At 50.3% G+C, this 16233-nt stretch carries 13 protein-coding genes; 5 read left to right on the top strand and 8 right to left on the bottom strand.

Annotation, left to right across the window (positions count from 1 at the left end; translation table 11 throughout):
• From brxL to BN3659_RS12700, 3 genes are all read left to right on the top strand, one after another.
• The gene (brxL, locus tag BN3659_RS00430) at positions 1–1431 is read left to right on the top strand and encodes a BREX system Lon protease-like protein BrxL (RefSeq protein ID WP_091533681.1); all 1431 of its coding nucleotides are present in this window, start codon (positions 1–3) and stop codon (positions 1429–1431) included.
• Positions 1432–1439: 8 nt separating this feature from the next.
• Entirely contained in the window at positions 1440–3698 is a 2259-nt protein-coding gene (locus BN3659_RS00425) for a hypothetical protein (protein ID WP_141682433.1), read from the top strand.
• Positions 3699–4637: 939 nt separating this feature from the next.
• Positions 4638–5090, top strand: a complete 453-nt coding sequence (locus BN3659_RS12700) for a hypothetical protein (RefSeq protein WP_141682432.1) — start codon at positions 4638–4640, stop codon at positions 5088–5090.
• A gap of 251 nt (positions 5091–5341) precedes the next feature.
• Here BN3659_RS12700 and BN3659_RS00420 read toward each other — a convergent pair whose 3' ends face one another.
• Positions 5342–6199, bottom strand: a complete 858-nt coding sequence (locus tag BN3659_RS00420; protein ID WP_091533677.1) for an AraC family transcriptional regulator — start codon at positions 6197–6199, stop codon at positions 5342–5344.
• 134 nt (positions 6200–6333) lie between these two features.
• Between BN3659_RS00420 and BN3659_RS00415 the strand changes: the two genes are divergently transcribed.
• Positions 6334–6960 carry a nitroreductase family protein gene (locus BN3659_RS00415; RefSeq protein WP_091533675.1) on the top strand — a complete coding sequence of 209 codons (627 nt, stop codon included), beginning with the start codon at positions 6334–6336 and terminating at the stop codon, positions 6958–6960.
• Between the two features lie 225 nt (positions 6961–7185).
• On the opposite strand, the gene BN3659_RS12695 is transcribed toward BN3659_RS00415, so the two are convergent.
• Positions 7186–7383: a hypothetical protein gene (locus BN3659_RS12695; RefSeq protein ID WP_141682431.1), complete on the bottom strand. Its 198-nt coding sequence runs from the start codon at positions 7381–7383 to the stop codon at positions 7186–7188.
• Positions 7384–7871: 488 nt separating this feature from the next.
• Between BN3659_RS12695 and BN3659_RS00410 the strand changes: the two genes are divergently transcribed.
• Positions 7872–9074 (top strand): L-serine ammonia-lyase, iron-sulfur-dependent, subunit alpha, encoded by a 1203-nt coding sequence (locus BN3659_RS00410; RefSeq protein ID WP_091533673.1) that lies wholly within the window; start codon positions 7872–7874, stop codon positions 9072–9074.
• Here BN3659_RS00410 and BN3659_RS00405 read toward each other — a convergent pair.
• The 6 genes from BN3659_RS00405 to BN3659_RS00380 form a co-directional block, all read right to left on the bottom strand.
• The gene (locus BN3659_RS00405) at positions 9023–9580 is read right to left on the bottom strand and encodes a DUF3868 domain-containing protein (protein WP_141682430.1); all 558 of its coding nucleotides are present in this window, start codon (positions 9578–9580) and stop codon (positions 9023–9025) included. The two genes, BN3659_RS00410 and BN3659_RS00405, sit on opposite strands and share 52 nt — an antisense overlap.
• A gap of 9 nt (positions 9581–9589) precedes the next feature.
• Complete coding sequence (locus tag BN3659_RS00400) at positions 9590–10192, bottom strand: DUF3575 domain-containing protein (RefSeq protein WP_091533669.1); 603 nt, start codon at positions 10190–10192, stop codon at positions 9590–9592.
• A gap of 26 nt (positions 10193–10218) precedes the next feature.
• Positions 10219–12465, bottom strand: coding sequence for a hypothetical protein (locus tag BN3659_RS00395; RefSeq protein ID WP_224757890.1), 2247 nt, complete (start codon positions 12463–12465; stop codon positions 10219–10221).
• A gap of 18 nt (positions 12466–12483) precedes the next feature.
• On the bottom strand, positions 12484–13404 hold the full coding sequence (locus BN3659_RS00390; protein WP_141682429.1) for a FimB/Mfa2 family fimbrial subunit: 921 nt from the start codon (positions 13402–13404) through the stop codon (positions 12484–12486).
• A 57-nt stretch (positions 13405–13461) separates the two neighbouring features.
• Positions 13462–14538: a fimbrial protein gene (locus tag BN3659_RS00385; protein WP_224757891.1), complete on the bottom strand. Its 1077-nt coding sequence runs from the start codon at positions 14536–14538 to the stop codon at positions 13462–13464.
• A 140-nt stretch (positions 14539–14678) separates the two neighbouring features.
• The coding region (locus BN3659_RS00380; RefSeq protein WP_091533665.1) for an IS1182 family transposase at positions 14679–16233 on the bottom strand (1555 nt) is incomplete at its 5' end.

The raw sequence follows: 16233 nt of genomic DNA, 5'->3' as shown, positions 1-16233 counted from the left end.
ATGAGTGAACTAGGTAATAAAATTCGAACTGTATTCGGCTCTGCTGCGATTCTGAAGAATCCTCAGAACTATGACGTTTTTCTGGGAAGGAATCTACCTTCTTTTGTGAAGGATTTTCTCATTTCTCAATACGCCACGCCCGATGGAACACTTCGCAAACAAGAATTAGCCCGGTACTTGGACGAGCATATTCCAAACAATAATAATGCGGTGAAAGCTCGTCTTCGTAATGGAGAGACTCTTACTTTGCTTACACGTTTTATCGTCAACACTAATCTCCTTGCCAACAAGGTGCAGTTTCAAATCCCTGACATGGGAATAAAGCCAAAGGAGACCCTCATTCCATTATATTTGGTAGAAAGGTATCCGACCGATTTAATTGACGGAGAAAAGTGGGGACTCTTAAAGGTGGTATACCTTCCGCCTGACGAAAGCAATCCTGGGCATATTGAGATGGTTGACTTCAAGCCTTTTAAGCCTCTTCAAAAGTTAGACCTCAACCTTTATCGTAAATTTAGAGCGGAGTTCACGACTGAAGAATGGATTGATGTTATCATTTCTGCAATGGAATACAATCCCGCATCCTTCAGGAGCCTCACACAGAAGTTGGAATTCATCACCCGTCTTCTTCCTTTTATTGAGCCTCGCCTTAATATGGTGGAATTGGCTCCTAAGGGGACAGGTAAGTCATATGTATTTGGCAACCTCAGTAAATACTCTTGGCTAGTTAGCGGAGGAGCGGTGTCTCGTGCAAAACTTTTCTTTGACAAGTCTCGTCGTACACCAGGCATTATGCATGATCACGACTTGGTCGCATTTGACGAGATTCAAAGTATAACCTTTACAGATCCAATGGAGATGCGAGCGATTCTTAAAGGTTACCTAGAATACGGCAAGGCGTCCGTGGATGATTATGAATTCATGTCGGAATGCGGACTTATGCTTCTAGGCAACATAGAGCTCACCTCTGAAGGCTTTCCGCGTAACAATCGATACTTTGATGAACTCCCAAGCGTATTCCGGGAATCCGCACTTCTCGATCGTTTTCACGGATTCATCGAAGGTTGGCTGTTGCCTCGAATGAACAATGATATGATTCTGCGCGATTGGACTATCAACGTAGAATTCTTCTCCGAGGTAATGCATAAGCTTCGCGTATCACCTGAATATGCCGAGCTTGTTAATAATGCTATAGAAATCCCCTCAAGAGCAGATACGCGCCACTTGAATGCAGTCAAACGAATCGCTACTGCTTATTGTAAATTGTTGTTCCCACACATCACCAACGTAAATGACTTAAACAAGGAGGAGTTCAATCAATATTGTCTCCAGCCAGCCATTCATCGTCGTGATCAGGTTCGCCAACAGTGCGCAAATATTGACAACGAGAGTTCCTTCTCTCAACCAATGCCGGATATTCGTACTAAATAGAAATGGATATGGAAAGAATCGAGGACGCTCAGACAAAAAAGATTGGTATTGATCCTTCTGATTCCGGGATTCTACCATACCTTAACTACGTATACGAGAAAATTATATCCATCGAATTTCCTACACCTGCATTCTTGCTTAATGAGCTTCGTTCAAGATATGCATCTGAACTTGCATTCTATCAGGAAATTCTCAATTTGGATGGCGCATTAGCGTGCAGTTTACTTGGAATAAAAGAGAAAGCAGCAAAGCGGTTTGACGAACTATGCGACATGATGCGCAGAATTGTAGCTTGTCATGAAACAAGAATTCTATTTGAAAATAGCGACATCGCTGAGCTACTTACCCTGCGACTCGAGCATCTAATAAGTAATTACGACATTCAAACTTTTCATGCATATCAGAAGCTGTTGAAGGGATGTGAAGGGTCTATCGTAATCTTATATCTCCGAGTAATTGGGTTGCCTCAACATAGAATTAAAGTCCCTGGATTGGGAATTGAACGATCACAAGCTCTGTTTGATTATCTAAAAACCCAGCTTGCGGATATTAACAGGTTTCTCCTTGATCAATCAAATAATTCTCAAGGCACTAATAAACATAAACTATCGCTCATACGCAAACTCATATCACACAAGTTTGAACTTTCGGATGATGACCTTGATCAGATTGTGATGACCAATGACAGAATTGGCCACTTCCCACTCTTTACTTTTATTGCATGTCTTTTCTCAAAGGTTGAAAACCGAACGCAGACAATTGCACGTAGGACTATAAACCTTATTTTCAATAATCCTATTGAAGATTTATCGGATGTTGCTCTTTCACTAGACCTCTCTCGCGAAAGAGTGCGGCAAATCCGCGATGCATGTCTGAAAGATCTTCTCAACTATCCTCAGATTGCAGTGAATGCAGACTTGTTGGATGGTTTCTCATATCAAATTCAATCCGATTACGATTTTAAGAAGATTAGAGCGGAAGAGAATGTAAACTTCAGCAATGAATACATCTCAATCTGTATCTCAATCACAAATTCTACTCTATCCTTAATTGGCAATAGTCGTGATGCATTATTGAAGCCTTTAGATTTAGATTCAGCTTCACATTTCTTGTATCTTGTTCCGAAATCTCTTCACGACATTTTTAACTTTGATAAATTTCGGGATGCCATAGACGATATGATTCAAGAAAAACGGTTTTATCCGTATCGCGATGACCTTGATTTTTTTGTAAAGAATTTACTTAACCAGGATATTGCCAACGAAGATTTTTACGCCATAGTTAAAGAATGCCGTCAGATTCTACTAAAGGGGTATCCCAACTATATAATCAATAGCCAAATCGTCATCCCAGCAAATGCCAGAAAGACGATCCCGAATCTTATTGAGGATATTTTACGTGAGTTCAATCGACCAATGACGGCCGAAGAAATTTGTACGCAATTAAACCAGCGTTACCCAGACCTTGATCAAGTGCCGTCCAAGATTGGCCCTAATGCTCTTCGAAATAGTAATATCATTGCAGTCAGCCGTACTAGCACTTATGCACTCACCGAATGGGATTCAACTGAAAAACGAGGTGGCACGATTCGAGACCTAGTAGCTGAGTATCTCAATAGTTTATTCCAACCCATTGCACCTCTTACTGACATTTGCGAATACGTTGCGCAATTCCGCGATGAAGTCAAAGAAAGTAGTGTCAAAACAAATCTATTAGCAGAGGCGAGCAACCGATTCTGTCTATACTACAAAGGAGATACTATATACATTGGGTTTAGCGATTATCCTTTCGGAGAAGAATACGAGCAACAAGAAAAACGAAAAAACTGTCGTCGTTCTTTCAAGGATAGCATAAACATTCTTGAAGATTTTATTAAAGAGAAAGGCCGCTTCCCATATTCATCCGGAGTTGACGAAGAGGAAGTTCGTTTAAGTCGCTTTTATATTGTTGCTAAAGCGAATCAAAGAAAGGGCAATCTATCTGATGAAGACCTCGCAGAACTCGAGCGAATCGACACTAACTATGGACAATTTAAGTTTAAGAAAGGACGTATTAGCTGGGAAGATCGATTTGAACGTTTTGTAAAATACATCACAGACAAAGATCGCTTGCCATTTCATAGTTCGAAAGAGTTCGCATGGTATGAAGAGACTCGAAACTTATACGATGCAGGAGAACTTGAGCCTACGCGAGCTCAATCATTCTCATATCTCATAAAAATTGTAGACCGAATGACTAGCGATTCTATAATCAAGCAGAGAATTTAACATTCACTTGCATTATCCAAATTAAGTTCTGAACTTAGCAGGCGAAGTATTTGTTCTTTGACAACCAGATCGGTATAGCCAAGTAAGTCGTAACCACTACAAGTATGCACACGGACAGAGCGAGTTACAACGGGAAAAATAGCGGAGCAATACACCCCTAAAGAAGCCTTAAATGAAGGATTTATAGAGGACGATGACTACACCTGTGACGGAGAGTAGTCATCTCCGTTGTCACCGATGTGTGACCTCGCCCGTAAATTACTCATGCAAATTGCTAATAATCAAATAATAGCAGATTGCAATTCCGTAACCCTTCTCTCCGCAATAAAGGGTGTAAATCACAAAGTTATGAGATTTACACTTTTTTTATACCCAATATCAACATTGAGTGGCTGTCTATTGTAAGATAGCTTTTCCCTCTCGTAAACCTAATTAACTCTAATGGGGATGCAAACAAAAAAATATATAGCTTTGTATCAAGTTACGTACTCAAACATTTTGAGTACAGCGCGCTGCGAGTTGTCGATAATAATTGCCAATATCCGCTGAATAAAGACAAGGATCCACAGGTGCAAATATAATAACTAATAAGAAGGTAAGATATGACAAATAATTACGTCGAAATATTTTTGGAACCGTTACGAGAATGTACCTTGTATCGTCCGAAATTTTAATATTGATTCGTCAACTACTGACTTTAGTCATATTTCCGTGTCATTCAAGGAAGATACGTCTCTCTATGAAGCAACAGAGTTGAAGAACAATTATTTAGCATTACTACGTAAGATATTCGATTCGACAAAAGAGGAACTGGTTGGGCAAGTTACGATATATTTAAGCGATTCGAGGTTCTTAAAGGAAGAAGGGATGTATGATAAAGTAATTACATCTCCTCCTTATTCTAATAGAATTAGTTATATTAGATAATTGCGCCCGTATATGTATTGGCTAAAATTCCTTGAAACGGGAGAAGAGGCAGGTGAGTTAGACTGGAAAGCAATAGGCGGGACTTGGGGCAGCGCAACAAGTAAATTAAATACATGGGAGCAAACTATTGATTGTCTGCCTCAATCATTGATTGAAACTTGTAAACGTATAAACGAGGCTGATAATAAAAACGGTTTTACCATGTCGCAATATGTTTTAAAGTTCTTTGATGATATGTATCATCATTTATCGAATCTAAGACAGCACTTGAAAGAAGGAGCCGATTTGAACTACATACTTGGGAACTCATCTTTTTATGGAAATTACGTCGATACAAATGAGATTATCAAGGAAATGCTTTCTAAATTGGGCTATTCTGAAGCAAATTCTATAATTATTAGGAAACGTAATAGCAGGAGTCATTTATATGAATATTTGATTTCTGCAGTTTGGAAAACAAAATAAGCAGTCTATTAAATGGCTGCTTTTTTTATCCTCTTATCTGTGTTAATTTCGAGCAATCGAACAATTACAATTTGAATCCCCTGTTTTTCTTGGATCTTCTGCAGACTGTCGTAACCCTTCCCTTAATTTATTAAATTGTTTTTTGAACTGAGGCTGGGCACAAAAAAAGAACAAGCACTTAGTGATTAAATGCTTAACTTTTTTTATTTGTCTATAATTTCCCCTCATGTGGCAAGTTTTAATATAATATCTTACTGTGTATATTGTCTTCTATATTTGGATGGCGACATCCCTATTGATTTTGTGAAAACTCGGATAAAATACGGCAAATCGTTAAACCCAACAAGGTAACATATTTCGGATACGGACTTCTGCGAGTGCTTCAATAACTCACAAGCCGTGTTCAAGCGGTATTGGACAACGAACTGGGAAAAAGTCATCCCTTTACATTTCTTGAAATAGGAACAGAATGCAGAACGGTTCATACCCACTTCCATCGCAATATCGTCCAAAGAGATGGAATGGACATAATGTTTCATCACGTATGCGCAGATTTGCTGCATCCGCCGCACATTCCGTTCTATCCGCATCGGTTTTCCGGCAAACGTATGGTCTGAAGAGGTGAATACGACCGGCAGCAGGCGAAGCATTGTACTCAAACGTCCCAGTTCGTCCATGTCATTCATTTTCGAGAGCAAATGCCGTATGGTGCGTGAACTTTCCGCCCCGAAATTCAGCGCATCGGTTGGGAACACCAATCCGGACAGCCTGTTCCTTAATTCGGGAAATACCTCCATACACCGTTTCACTAACGAATGTTTGAAAGCCACCATCAGATAGCAGACACACCCATCTTTGTCCACATTGTCGGCGGCATACTTCCAACGATGAAGCATAGATGGCGGAATTAAAGCCACATCTCCTGCGGTAAATGGTTGTAAGGTATCACCTGCCATACGGTTGCCATGCCCGTAGACTACATAATACAGTTCCCATGCATCGTGGCGGTGCAATTTGGCTTCGAGGTCTGGTTCCACCCGTTGGTTAATGAAAAAGAACGAATGGTTCTCCATCTCCGGCAGTTCGTATGGTATGGCAATGTCTTCCATAAAATCAGGGATTGAATTTGCTAAATACAAATTTACGACAAATATAGGATACAATAACACAAATAACAAACAAAAACATGACGTAACTTTGCAACCGAAAAGAATAATAACTTCTTAAATTAAAGCGTATTGATATGGAATTGTACGAAGTATTGGAGAAACGCCGTACGTACCGTGACTTCTCCAACCGTGAAGTGAATGACGAGATTCTGAACAGAATAATCAGTGCCGCATTCAAGGCGCCGACCAACGACCATTTACGCCAACTTGAATTTGTCGTAGTGCGTGGGCGTGAGAACATTGCCAATGTAATCGCCCCTCTCGCCAAGAACATGGAGGCATTCAAGAAACTCGTTGCCGAAGTGGACGAGTCGGATGACAAAGACAAGATGGCGATGTTTGCCGACGCATTGCCCAAACAACAGAAAATGCTTATGGAAAGTGGGCTGCTTATCATTCCGTTTTTCCGCCAACTGACTTGGCCTCTGCTCAAACCTGCGGAGCAAAGTTCGCTCAACTATTTTGCCTCGGCATGGTGCGCATTGGAAAATATGCTCCTTGCTGCTACCGATGAGGGGCTTGGGGCTGTATTCCATATTCCTGTAAGCGATGAAGCGGACAAGATAAAAACGATCCTTCATGCTCCCGAAGACTATGAAATGACCTGCCTGCTCACCATCGGTTATCCGGCAGAGGACGCCTTTCTACCTAAACAGAAAGAAATCAACATAGAAAGCAGAATACATGAGAATATCTGGTAAAACCCTTTTCGTTTTAAGGAAACAGATTTGCGTTCTTTGCCCGACAGACAAGGATTGCAGCGAGTGGGTTTATCTCTGCAATCCTTGGTTGTGCACCATCAATTTCCCAGTCATACACCCCTCGGGCAATATCATCCACCTCATTGTAGGTGTGTGGGTCAGTTCGATAGATTCAAGCGGGTTCAGACTTTCTGCGTAACTAACAAGCCATTTCCCGATAGATTTTTATTGTTCGGGATCCACGCCGCCGTATGAACGCATGAGCTCCTTGATGTCTGCCGCTTCGGATGACGAAAATACGGATTTGTATTGCGAGGTGGCAAAATCCATGATGGCTGCGACGGCACGACAAAATACTTCGACTGTTCGGTACAACAGGTCTGCCAGCGCATCGAACAGTGTTCTTCGATGCGTAAACAGCATCGAATCAACGCAATAACACCCGAGATAAGACTTTTTTTACCGAGCGAACTCGGTTTAGACAGACTGCGCCTCGGCAGAGGCCGAATAAACTCGGCTCGGCTCTCGCCTTGCACTGTCTTTCGCTTCCCTCTGCCCGAATTTCGGAAATCCGGCTATATTTGCAAGCGGAACAAGGCGAATAGAGCTTGTAGTTCAGCGCTTTGAAACCTTCCCAAAACCGTCTTTGCCTTTCGGAACAGAGCAACGGGATAGTAACATAACTTCGGTTTCAGTCGGCTTTTCGATGGCTTCAGTCTGGCTTTGCCCTCACGGTTTGTTCCTCCCCCCTGTTCACAACCTTCTTGCTCCGATCCGCTCCAACTCTCAGTTTTTATCCTTATCTTTGCTGCGTATAAAATATCGCAAGGACAGGTGCCGTCCGGACATATCCCGCAATCGGTTGTTCCACACTGCACGGTACGGTCTGCGCCCGAACCCCGAATCGAATCATGGAATCGCTCAAGGAGCTATACAAAATCGGCTGCGGACCTTCGAGCAGCCACACGATGGGCCCCAAACGGGCTGCCGAGCAGTTTGCCGCACGTCCCACGCTGCCCGACGCCTACCGCGTTACGCTTTACGGCTCGCTTGCAGCGACCGGCAAAGGCCACCTCACCGACTCGGCCATCCTCTCCGTACTGGAACCGATCGCTCCGACCGAGATCGTCTGGCATCCCGAAATCGTCCTGCCCTTCCATCCGAACGGCATGCTTTTCGAAGGGTTGAAAAAAGGAGAGGTGATCGACAAATGGACCGTCTACAGCGTCGGCGGCGGGACTCTTGCGGACGAACGCAAGGGCGTCGAAAAGCCCGCCGAAATCTACCATCTGAATACCATCGCCGAAATCAAGGACTGGTGCTACCGCGAAGGCAAGACCTACTGGGAATATGTCAACGACTGCGAAGGGCCCGAAATCTGGGATTACCTCGACACGGTCTGGATCACGATGTGCGAAACCATCCATCGGGGGCTGAACAACGACGGAGTACTTCCGGGCGGTCTGAAGGTCGCCCGCAAGGCCAGCACATACATGGTCAAGTCGCAAAGCTACACGGATTCGCTCCGCTCGCGCGCACGCATCTATGCCTATGCGCTGGCCACGTCCGAAGAAAACGCCGCGGGCGGTACGGTCGTTACGGCGCCGACCTGCGGATCGAGCGGCGTGATGCCCGCCGTGCTCTACCACCTCTCCACCACGCGCGACTTTCTGCGGGTGCGCATTCTCCGCGCCCTCGCCACCGCCGGCCTCTTCGGCAACGTCGCCAAGACCAACTCCTCCATATCCGGTGCGGAAGTGGGTTGTCAGGGCGAAGTAGGCGTCGCTTGCGCCATGGGTGCCGCTGCCGCCTGCCAGCTTTACGGCGGCACACCCTCTCAGATCGAATATGCCGCGGAAATGGCCCTCGAACACCATCTGGGGCTCACCTGCGATCCGGTTTGCGGATTGGTGCAGGTACCCTGCATCGAACGCAACGCCATAGCCGCAGCCCGTGCGCTCGACGCGAATATCTATGCCACGCTCTCCGACGGCGCACATATGGTCAGTTACGACAAAGTAGTCGAAGTGATGCGCGAAACGGGACACGATCTGCCGAGCCTCTACCGCGAGACCGCGGAAGGCGGACTGGCCAAACGATACCGGGAACGATAGATTTCAGTCCGCTCCGCCGGCAAAGACACGGGTGCGATATGCCGGATTCGATCCGCACACCCGCACACGATCCCTTCCAGCTGCAACTCCGGGCTGCGCATCCACTCCTCGAAAGGCACGTCCGCGGCACATGCCACTGCGATCGTTCCGGCTCTTCCGGCCGTAACCACCGCACCCGCTCCGATGCCGGTGTGCTGCGGGTCCGTCGCCAGCGAGCGGGCATAACGCCGCGCACGCCTGCGTCCGTTCACCAAAAGCGGAGCGAACCGGCATTCGCGGCCGCCGGCATGAAGCACCGGTGTCAACAGCAATCCCTCCTCGACGCCGATTCCCGCTGCACGAATGCGATAGGTCATCCGCATGTACATCCGTCCGTTTCGCAGCAGCAGCGTGTCGGACTCGACCGTTACCGCCGGACGTCCGGCGAGCGGCTGCCCGACGGCCGAGACCGCCCCGAAGAGCAGCATTCCGGCGGCGAACATGCCGCACAACAGGCTCGTTTTCATGGCATACGATTATTTAATCACAAAACCGAAAGAGATCCCGACCTTCGTGGGACCGAAGTAGTTCTCGTGCCCTTTCCCGAGGAATCTGCCGCATTTCTGCCGGACGTAACGGTCGTATTCCAAACGGGCATACCCAACCCCGAGCGTCAGCTCCAGATTCCAGCGTTTTCCGATCAGCCACAGAAATCCATAGGAGACACCCGCGCCGTAGAGACAGCCCTGATAGCGCCGGTCGCCCATTCCGAGCGCTCCGATTCCGCCCGCATTGTAGGCGGCATAATGGGCATGAAACCCGAAAAAAGATCCGCCGAAACGTTCGCAGGTCCAGATCCGCAACTCGGGCTGTACGGACCAGTTGCGCAGCTTCCGGTTGTCGGCAAACGTCCACGGGTTGTAGGTACCCGCGAGATCGAGCGTCGTCCGGCGTCCGAGCCCGATCTCCAGCGCGAGGTTGCAGGTCGTCGTCGCCCAATAGAGGGCGTTGGTCTTCACGGCAAGCACGGGACGGCAGAGGTCGAACGGTTCCGGCCGCTGCTGTCCGGCAGCGAAACAGACCTGTGCGACACAGAGGCATGCCGCACCGAGAATCCCGAGTAGTCTCTTTTTTTCCATGGCATCGAAATTTGCACCGAAGGGTATCAACCGTTTCTGACGACCTGCTCCGCGATCCACGCCCAAAGATTAGCCGTCAGGCGGTCGAAATCGCTGGACACCGTGCCGTCCGTATTGGCCTGCGTGCTGAGCCGTCCGACTTCATTCAGATTGGCGTCGCCCAGATAGACGATCCGTCTGGCTGTATTGACCCCGACGACCATATACCTGTCATACCCCGTCTTATCGCCGACGACCAAAGGCACCACCGAAGCCGGATAATCGGAACAATAGCCCGCATAACCGTCCGCACGCGCGATGGTGGCGTTCGCCGCCACTGCGCCGAACGGGCCGTCGAAGAAAGGATCGCTGCCGGCCGTCGGCGCCGCACGTTTGAACATGTTCGCAATGGCAGTGATGTCGTAGGACCAGCTGCCCTCCCCCTTCGCCTTCAGCAGCGTCAGCAGATTCGCATTCGTGCCGCCGGTGTCGGTCCCTACGATCAGCACCCGATGCGTGCTTCCTTCGAGCCATGCGAGCACGACTTGGGCCAGTTCCGTCGAAATGGACGTATTATACGAAAGATACACGACATCCTGCGCGTTGATGAGCCCCTTCACGCCGCGGAACGTCCCCTTGTCCGCCGTACCTCCCGTACCCGTCGCCTGCATCTCCGATGCGGAGGTCCGCACGAAAGCGAATCCGCCGATCGGGACCTTTCCCTCCGGCGAGAAATTGGCCGGATTCTCCAATATATACCGCAGCGCCCTTCCTTGGGCCGTGGTCGGCACCGTCGCACCGAGGTCGCCGAGCGCCGCGACCGACAGAACGCGGATGAAACGTCCGGCATATTTGCCCACCCCCTCCTGCACGACCCGCACGTCGAAAGACCAGCTCCCGCCCGTGATGCGGAGCGTCGCCGAAAGATCCGCAGCCGCCGTATTCTTTTGCAAAGCGGTAAACACCAGATGCGTTACATCCACCGGATCGTTCGTTTTCCGCACGATCGACGCAGTGAAGCTGCTGCCTTTCGACACGGTGGCACCCACGCCGGACACAGCACTGCCCGAAGGCGTGCCCGACGCATCGAGCCACTGAATCGTATAGGGCAGCGTAGCCTGCACGTTCAGCGTATCCCGACTGCCCGCAGCATATCCTACCACGCTTTTCCGCGAAGAGACGCCCAGATAATTCTCTCCCTCGAAATACATCTCGGTCGTGAAATCGGCCCACGGCTCGACTTCGGCTACGATACCCGTCGATTCGGAGGTGGCCGCCGACTCCGGATCGGGCCACCCCGCACCCGTAACTTTGATGATGCGGAACACGTACTTGTAATTCCGGAGAACCTGTCCGAACGGATGACCGGCCGCTCCCGAATCGAAGTCGATGCGGTAATACGACAGTTCGGTCGCATCCCGGTAATAACCGCCCACGACGAGGCAGGTAGCCGCGGTCAACTGCTGCACGGGATCGGCGATGCTCAGCGCCTCGGGAAGATACACCGGCTCGAAGGAAGCGGGGTCGGCTCCGTCCGCAGGGAGTGTTTTCAGAGGTGCGGCCAACGGCGCGGCCGACGAGGGAACCGATGGAGCCGCGACCTTGGGTGCGGACGGGTCTCCCATATCGTCGGGGATCATCCGTATACGGTCGTTGGCGCGATAAATGTAAAGCGCCCCGAACCGGAACGGCGCCGAATCGGCAGCGAGCTCCTTGACCACATCCGCACGCGCCACACCGCGCAGCATCCGCACCGTGAAGTCGTTATCGGCAGAGGCATTCAATCCGTCCGGCAGGACGATCTCGCCATACATGGGCAGACCGGCCGTCATGCCGGAATAACTGCGGCACAATCCCTCCCGGACCTCCGCTTCGCCGCTTCCCGCCGCAGGCGCATATGCCGCGAAAGCATCGCCGTAGTTGGCCGCCAGCATCAGCTTCATCGGTTTGTCCGAACGGATCAACTTCGCCTGAAACTGCGTCGCGTTTCCTCCGGCCGTTCCGAGCCGCTCGCCTTCGGCCCTGTACCGGTAGACATAGGCCCCGTCCGTCTGCTCGAAAACGAGGACGGCGACCTCCGATATTCCACTCTCGGCATCCGCAGCTCTCGTCCCGGGCTGCGCCGGACCGGAGGCGAGCACCGTCAGTCGCACGAGCGCGCGTTCGTCCTGCACGGCGGGTGCGTCGGCCCCGGCATCGCGGGTGCAGGCCCCTGCGAAAAAGAGACACGACAGCACGAGAGCCGCCGCTCGGCGGCTCATCCGCCCCGCATATGTCCGAATTTTGTTTCCCATAGGTCATCGTACGTATTATCACCAAGCATCCCATTGATACATTTCGCCCCATCGTGTAACTTCCACACGAATCTCGGTTTGCGTTCCGCGCAGATCGATCAGCAGGTGCGTCGTCCGCCCCGAGGGCAGTTCGAGCGGAGCGCCGTCGTCGTCCGTCGTAACCGCAACGACCAGCCGGTCGTCCGTCCGCACCGGTTCTTTCCGGTAGAGGCTCACCGTTACGGCTCCCTCAGCGGAGCCTTCCGTATGGATCAGGTCGAATGGATCGGCCGAAACGAAATCGCCGTGCGCATCGTAAGCACCCGCACACCGCAACAAGGCCGGGTTTCCCGAAGGCATGCCCAGAAAGTCGTATCCGTCTGCGGCCTCTTTTACCGTAAAATAGTAGTTTTCCGCAGGAACCCGTGTGTCCAATCCCCGCACAGTGATCCGCAGACGGGCATTCTTGCGCAGGAGCGTAACTTCGAGGGGCTGCTCCGCAGGCGATCCGAACCGCCCGATCCCGAAGAACAGATCATCCGAAGCTACGCGGAAACCGTCGTTTCCCACCGGGAGCGCAATCGCCTCGTCCCCGATGAAGGCGAACGACTCGTCGAACTGCTGTTCCGTCCCCGCATTCCCCCAAACCGAAATCCGGTATCCGGCGAGATCGCCCGCCGCAACCGGTACAGGAATACGTCCTGCGATCTGCACCTCGTCCGCAGCATACCGCCCGACATAGGCCCCGTCCGGTCCGAACAGGAACAGCTCGGCATGACGCACCGCCCCGTCTGCGGTAAGATCTTCCCCGCTTTGCGCATCGGCTACGCGGAGCAGCACGGCATTCCCTTCGGGTTGCGGCGGGCAGTCGCTCCGATCCTCGGCGATACATCCCCCCAAGAGCAGCATCGACCAAATGCAGCCGCCTGCCCCCAGATGCAGACATCTATGACGCAACACATTCACCGTTCCGCATTTTTATCCGTCCGATCCGATCGGCGACAACGCTTTCGGGTCCTACCACTCTACATTCTGGATCAGATCGGTTTCCCACGCCTGCGGTTCCACCGTAACGGTGAGCGATGCGGGATCTGCCGGCACTTCGGGATCGCTGCTGCCGCTGCCGAGTCTCTTCAGGGTTACGTTGATCACATAGCCCGTATTCCGCTTGATATACGTACCGTCGCTGGTCTGTCCGTCGGTTCCGATCTTGTCGTTGATTCGGAAGGGGTAGTAAACCGGTTCGCCGTCATAGGTTCCGGCGAGCGTGAGCAGCGTGGTATTCTTATCGTCGTCGTCGCTGGGAAGCACATAGAAGTAGCGGTTCGCATAGTCGTCCGCAGCGATGTCCTCGGTCAGATAATCCTTGGCCGTACTCTTCGTCCCGGCCATGCCGCCGTAAAACAGATCCGGCGTATAGGCCACGGTCGGAATGCCCATCGTGGCCGAACCCCGCGCCTTCATGATCATCACCTTGTCGAGCACGAATTTCGACGCATCGTGCCCTGCGTCGGGTTCTATCTTCACGGTGCCGAGCTTGACCTTCGCCACCAGCCGGCTAATCGAAACGGTCGCCGCAGCCGTCTGGTCGGCAACGAGCGTTACGGTCCCCTCGCCGCTCATGAAGAGTCCGTTCGTAGCGACCTCCTGCGTGCCGAGTTCGATGACGTTCGCCGCATCGGCGAACCAGTCGTAACCGATTCCGTCGGGGAACACGACGCCCGACGGTACATTGGCCAGCACGACCACCTTTTTCGGACCGGCCAGCAGTCCCGTGATGGTCTCCGTCAGGCCGGTCGTCGAGAACTGATGCTTCTTATCGAGCGTCCCGTTGTTGTTGAACACGAAAACCGTAACATTTTTCAGCGCATTCTCGGCCTCTTCGAGGGCCGTCAGTTCCGGATCGGTCGTGGGAGCCACGGCGCGCGAGCCGGCCGTTTCGCCGCGCAGCGTAACGGTCATAGAGGCATTCGCTTCCGACCGATCGTCGGCCGATCCGGAATCGTCCCTGCTGCAACCCAAAACGAACGACATACATGCAAAAAGACCGGCCGTCAGCAACCGGCTCCATCCGAAAATCCTGATTCTTTCCATGGCAAAACTATAATTTGGTATTTGAAACAAACCGACGCAAGCAAATTCGGGACCGATACGATCGCATTTCGAAACAAAATCAAAAAAGGGGCTGTCTAACAATAAAATGTTAGTCAGCCCCCTTTGGGTTTTTTCAGAGTTCATGCCGCAGCCATGAGATTTTGGTTAAGCGATAAAATGCGTTCCTTCGATGTGCGTTTATGTTCACAATGAGCATATCCATCTAATAAATCACCTTTTAATGTTATTAGCTTTCGTAAGTTGTGTGCGAGTGCTACGAGGCCGAATTCGACGTTTACTTTCTGTAATGACCTGAGGTGGAATCTCCGGAATATATGATTGGCTTTTATCTGTCCGAACACAGCTTCGGGTTCTATGGGTCTGATGGATCGGTGATAGATTCCCCGTTGAGATGTCAGCAGTTCACGGACTTTTTTCTTATATTCGTTCAGTCGGTAATTCACCCTTATGATTCTGTTCCCTTCGGCATTGTGGCACTCTTTGCGTAATGGACACTCGGTGCAGTCCGTCGCCTGATATAGTCTGGATATTGTTTCATATCCCAAATCGGTTTTGAGCTTTTGTATGGATATATGCACAAGTTTTCTTTGGGCCGGGCATGTATATTCGTCGTTTCGGGGATCGTATCTGAGATTGTGTTGTAAGAAGGGATTGTTGCGAAACTCCCGTGTCAGCTCCTTATGGAAATAATTGTACTTGACGTAAGGAATCATTCCGTTAGAAAACATGTACTCGTAGTTCTGCAGGCTTCCGTATCCGGCATCGGCGACGATCTCGCGGCTTTGCAGACCGTATTTCTTATGAAAAGATTCGAGAAAATCGATGAGCGTACCCGTATCCGTAGGTCTCTGAAAGATCCCGTAGTTTGTGATGAATTGATTCTCGGTAGCGATCTGCACGTTGTATCCGGGTTTTAGTTGCCCGTTGAGCATGGCATCCTCTTTCATGCGCATAAACGTGGCATCCGGATCGCTCTTGGCGTATGAATTACGCTCGCCCATGAGGGCGATATGGCGCTCATACTCTTTCATCTTGGGTAGAGACTTGCGCTCCACGTCTCTGACGGCTCGGCGTTGCTCTTTGGAGAGATTTTCCGTATCCATCCGCTCCTTGATACGCTCCACGCGGGATGCAAACTCTTCGCTCGAAAGCGTCTGCTCCGTATCCGGCTCGCGGTTCTCCTCGCAGATAACCTGCTCTATCTCCCGCAATACGGCATCGGTCTTTTCCCGCAGACGTTTGTCATACTTTTCCACAGAGCCCCGCCATACGAAACCGTATTTGTTCGCAGCCGATTCGAGCTTCGTACCATCGATATATTGTACTTCGAGCGATACGAAGCCCTCCTTGTGAAGCAACTCCACGACTTGACGGAACAAATCATCGAAGATACCCTTCAGGCGTTTGCCTCGAAAATAGTTGATCGTCCGAAAATCGGGCTTCGCACCGCCTGAAAGCCACATGTAGTGGATGTTCTCAGAGAGTTGTTGTGCTATGCGGCGCGACGAATAGATGTTGTTCAGGTAGGCATAAACCAGAATCTTGAGCATCTGACGAGGATGGAAACAGCTGTTACCGCCTCCGCGATAAGTATGAAGAATATCGTCTACATCCAGACAGTCGATAATGGCGTTAACCACTCGCACGCTATGCGTAAGAGGTATTAATTCGTCC

Origin of the sequence: Alistipes sp. CHKCI003, assembly GCF_900021155.1 — a bacterium.
In the GTDB taxonomy this organism is placed as follows: domain Bacteria; phylum Bacteroidota; class Bacteroidia; order Bacteroidales; family Rikenellaceae; genus Alistipes; species Alistipes excrementavium.
The sequence above is the reverse complement of the archived record's forward strand: the minus strand, read 5'-3'. Positions and strand labels throughout refer to the sequence as shown.

Excerpts from the sequence above, each read along its gene's own strand:
- brxL (WP_091533681.1), top strand. The coding sequence starts at position 1 with ATGAGTGAACTAGGTAATAAAATTCGAACTGTATTCGGCTCTGCTGCG.
- BN3659_RS00405 (WP_141682430.1), bottom strand. The coding sequence starts at position 9,580 with ATGAAAACGAGCCTGTTGTGCGGCATGTTCGCCGCCGGAATGCTGCTC.
- BN3659_RS00420 (WP_091533677.1), bottom strand. The coding sequence starts at position 6,199 with ATGGAAGACATTGCCATACCATACGAACTGCCGGAGATGGAGAACCAT.
- BN3659_RS00425 (WP_141682433.1), top strand. The coding sequence starts at position 1,440 with ATGGAAAGAATCGAGGACGCTCAGACAAAAAAGATTGGTATTGATCCT.
- BN3659_RS00410 (WP_091533673.1), top strand. The coding sequence starts at position 7,872 with ATGGAATCGCTCAAGGAGCTATACAAAATCGGCTGCGGACCTTCGAGC.
- BN3659_RS00400 (WP_091533669.1), bottom strand. The coding sequence starts at position 10,192 with ATGGAAAAAAAGAGACTACTCGGGATTCTCGGTGCGGCATGCCTCTGT.
- BN3659_RS00395 (WP_224757890.1), bottom strand. The coding sequence starts at position 12,465 with ATGGGAAACAAAATTCGGACATATGCGGGGCGGATGAGCCGCCGAGCG.
- BN3659_RS00415 (WP_091533675.1), top strand. The coding sequence starts at position 6,334 with ATGGAATTGTACGAAGTATTGGAGAAACGCCGTACGTACCGTGACTTC.
- BN3659_RS12700 (WP_141682432.1), top strand. The coding sequence starts at position 4,638 with ATGTATTGGCTAAAATTCCTTGAAACGGGAGAAGAGGCAGGTGAGTTA.
- BN3659_RS00385 (WP_224757891.1), bottom strand. The coding sequence starts at position 14,538 with ATGGAAAGAATCAGGATTTTCGGATGGAGCCGGTTGCTGACGGCCGGT.
- BN3659_RS12695 (WP_141682431.1), bottom strand. The coding sequence starts at position 7,383 with ATGCTGTTTACGCATCGAAGAACACTGTTCGATGCGCTGGCAGACCTG.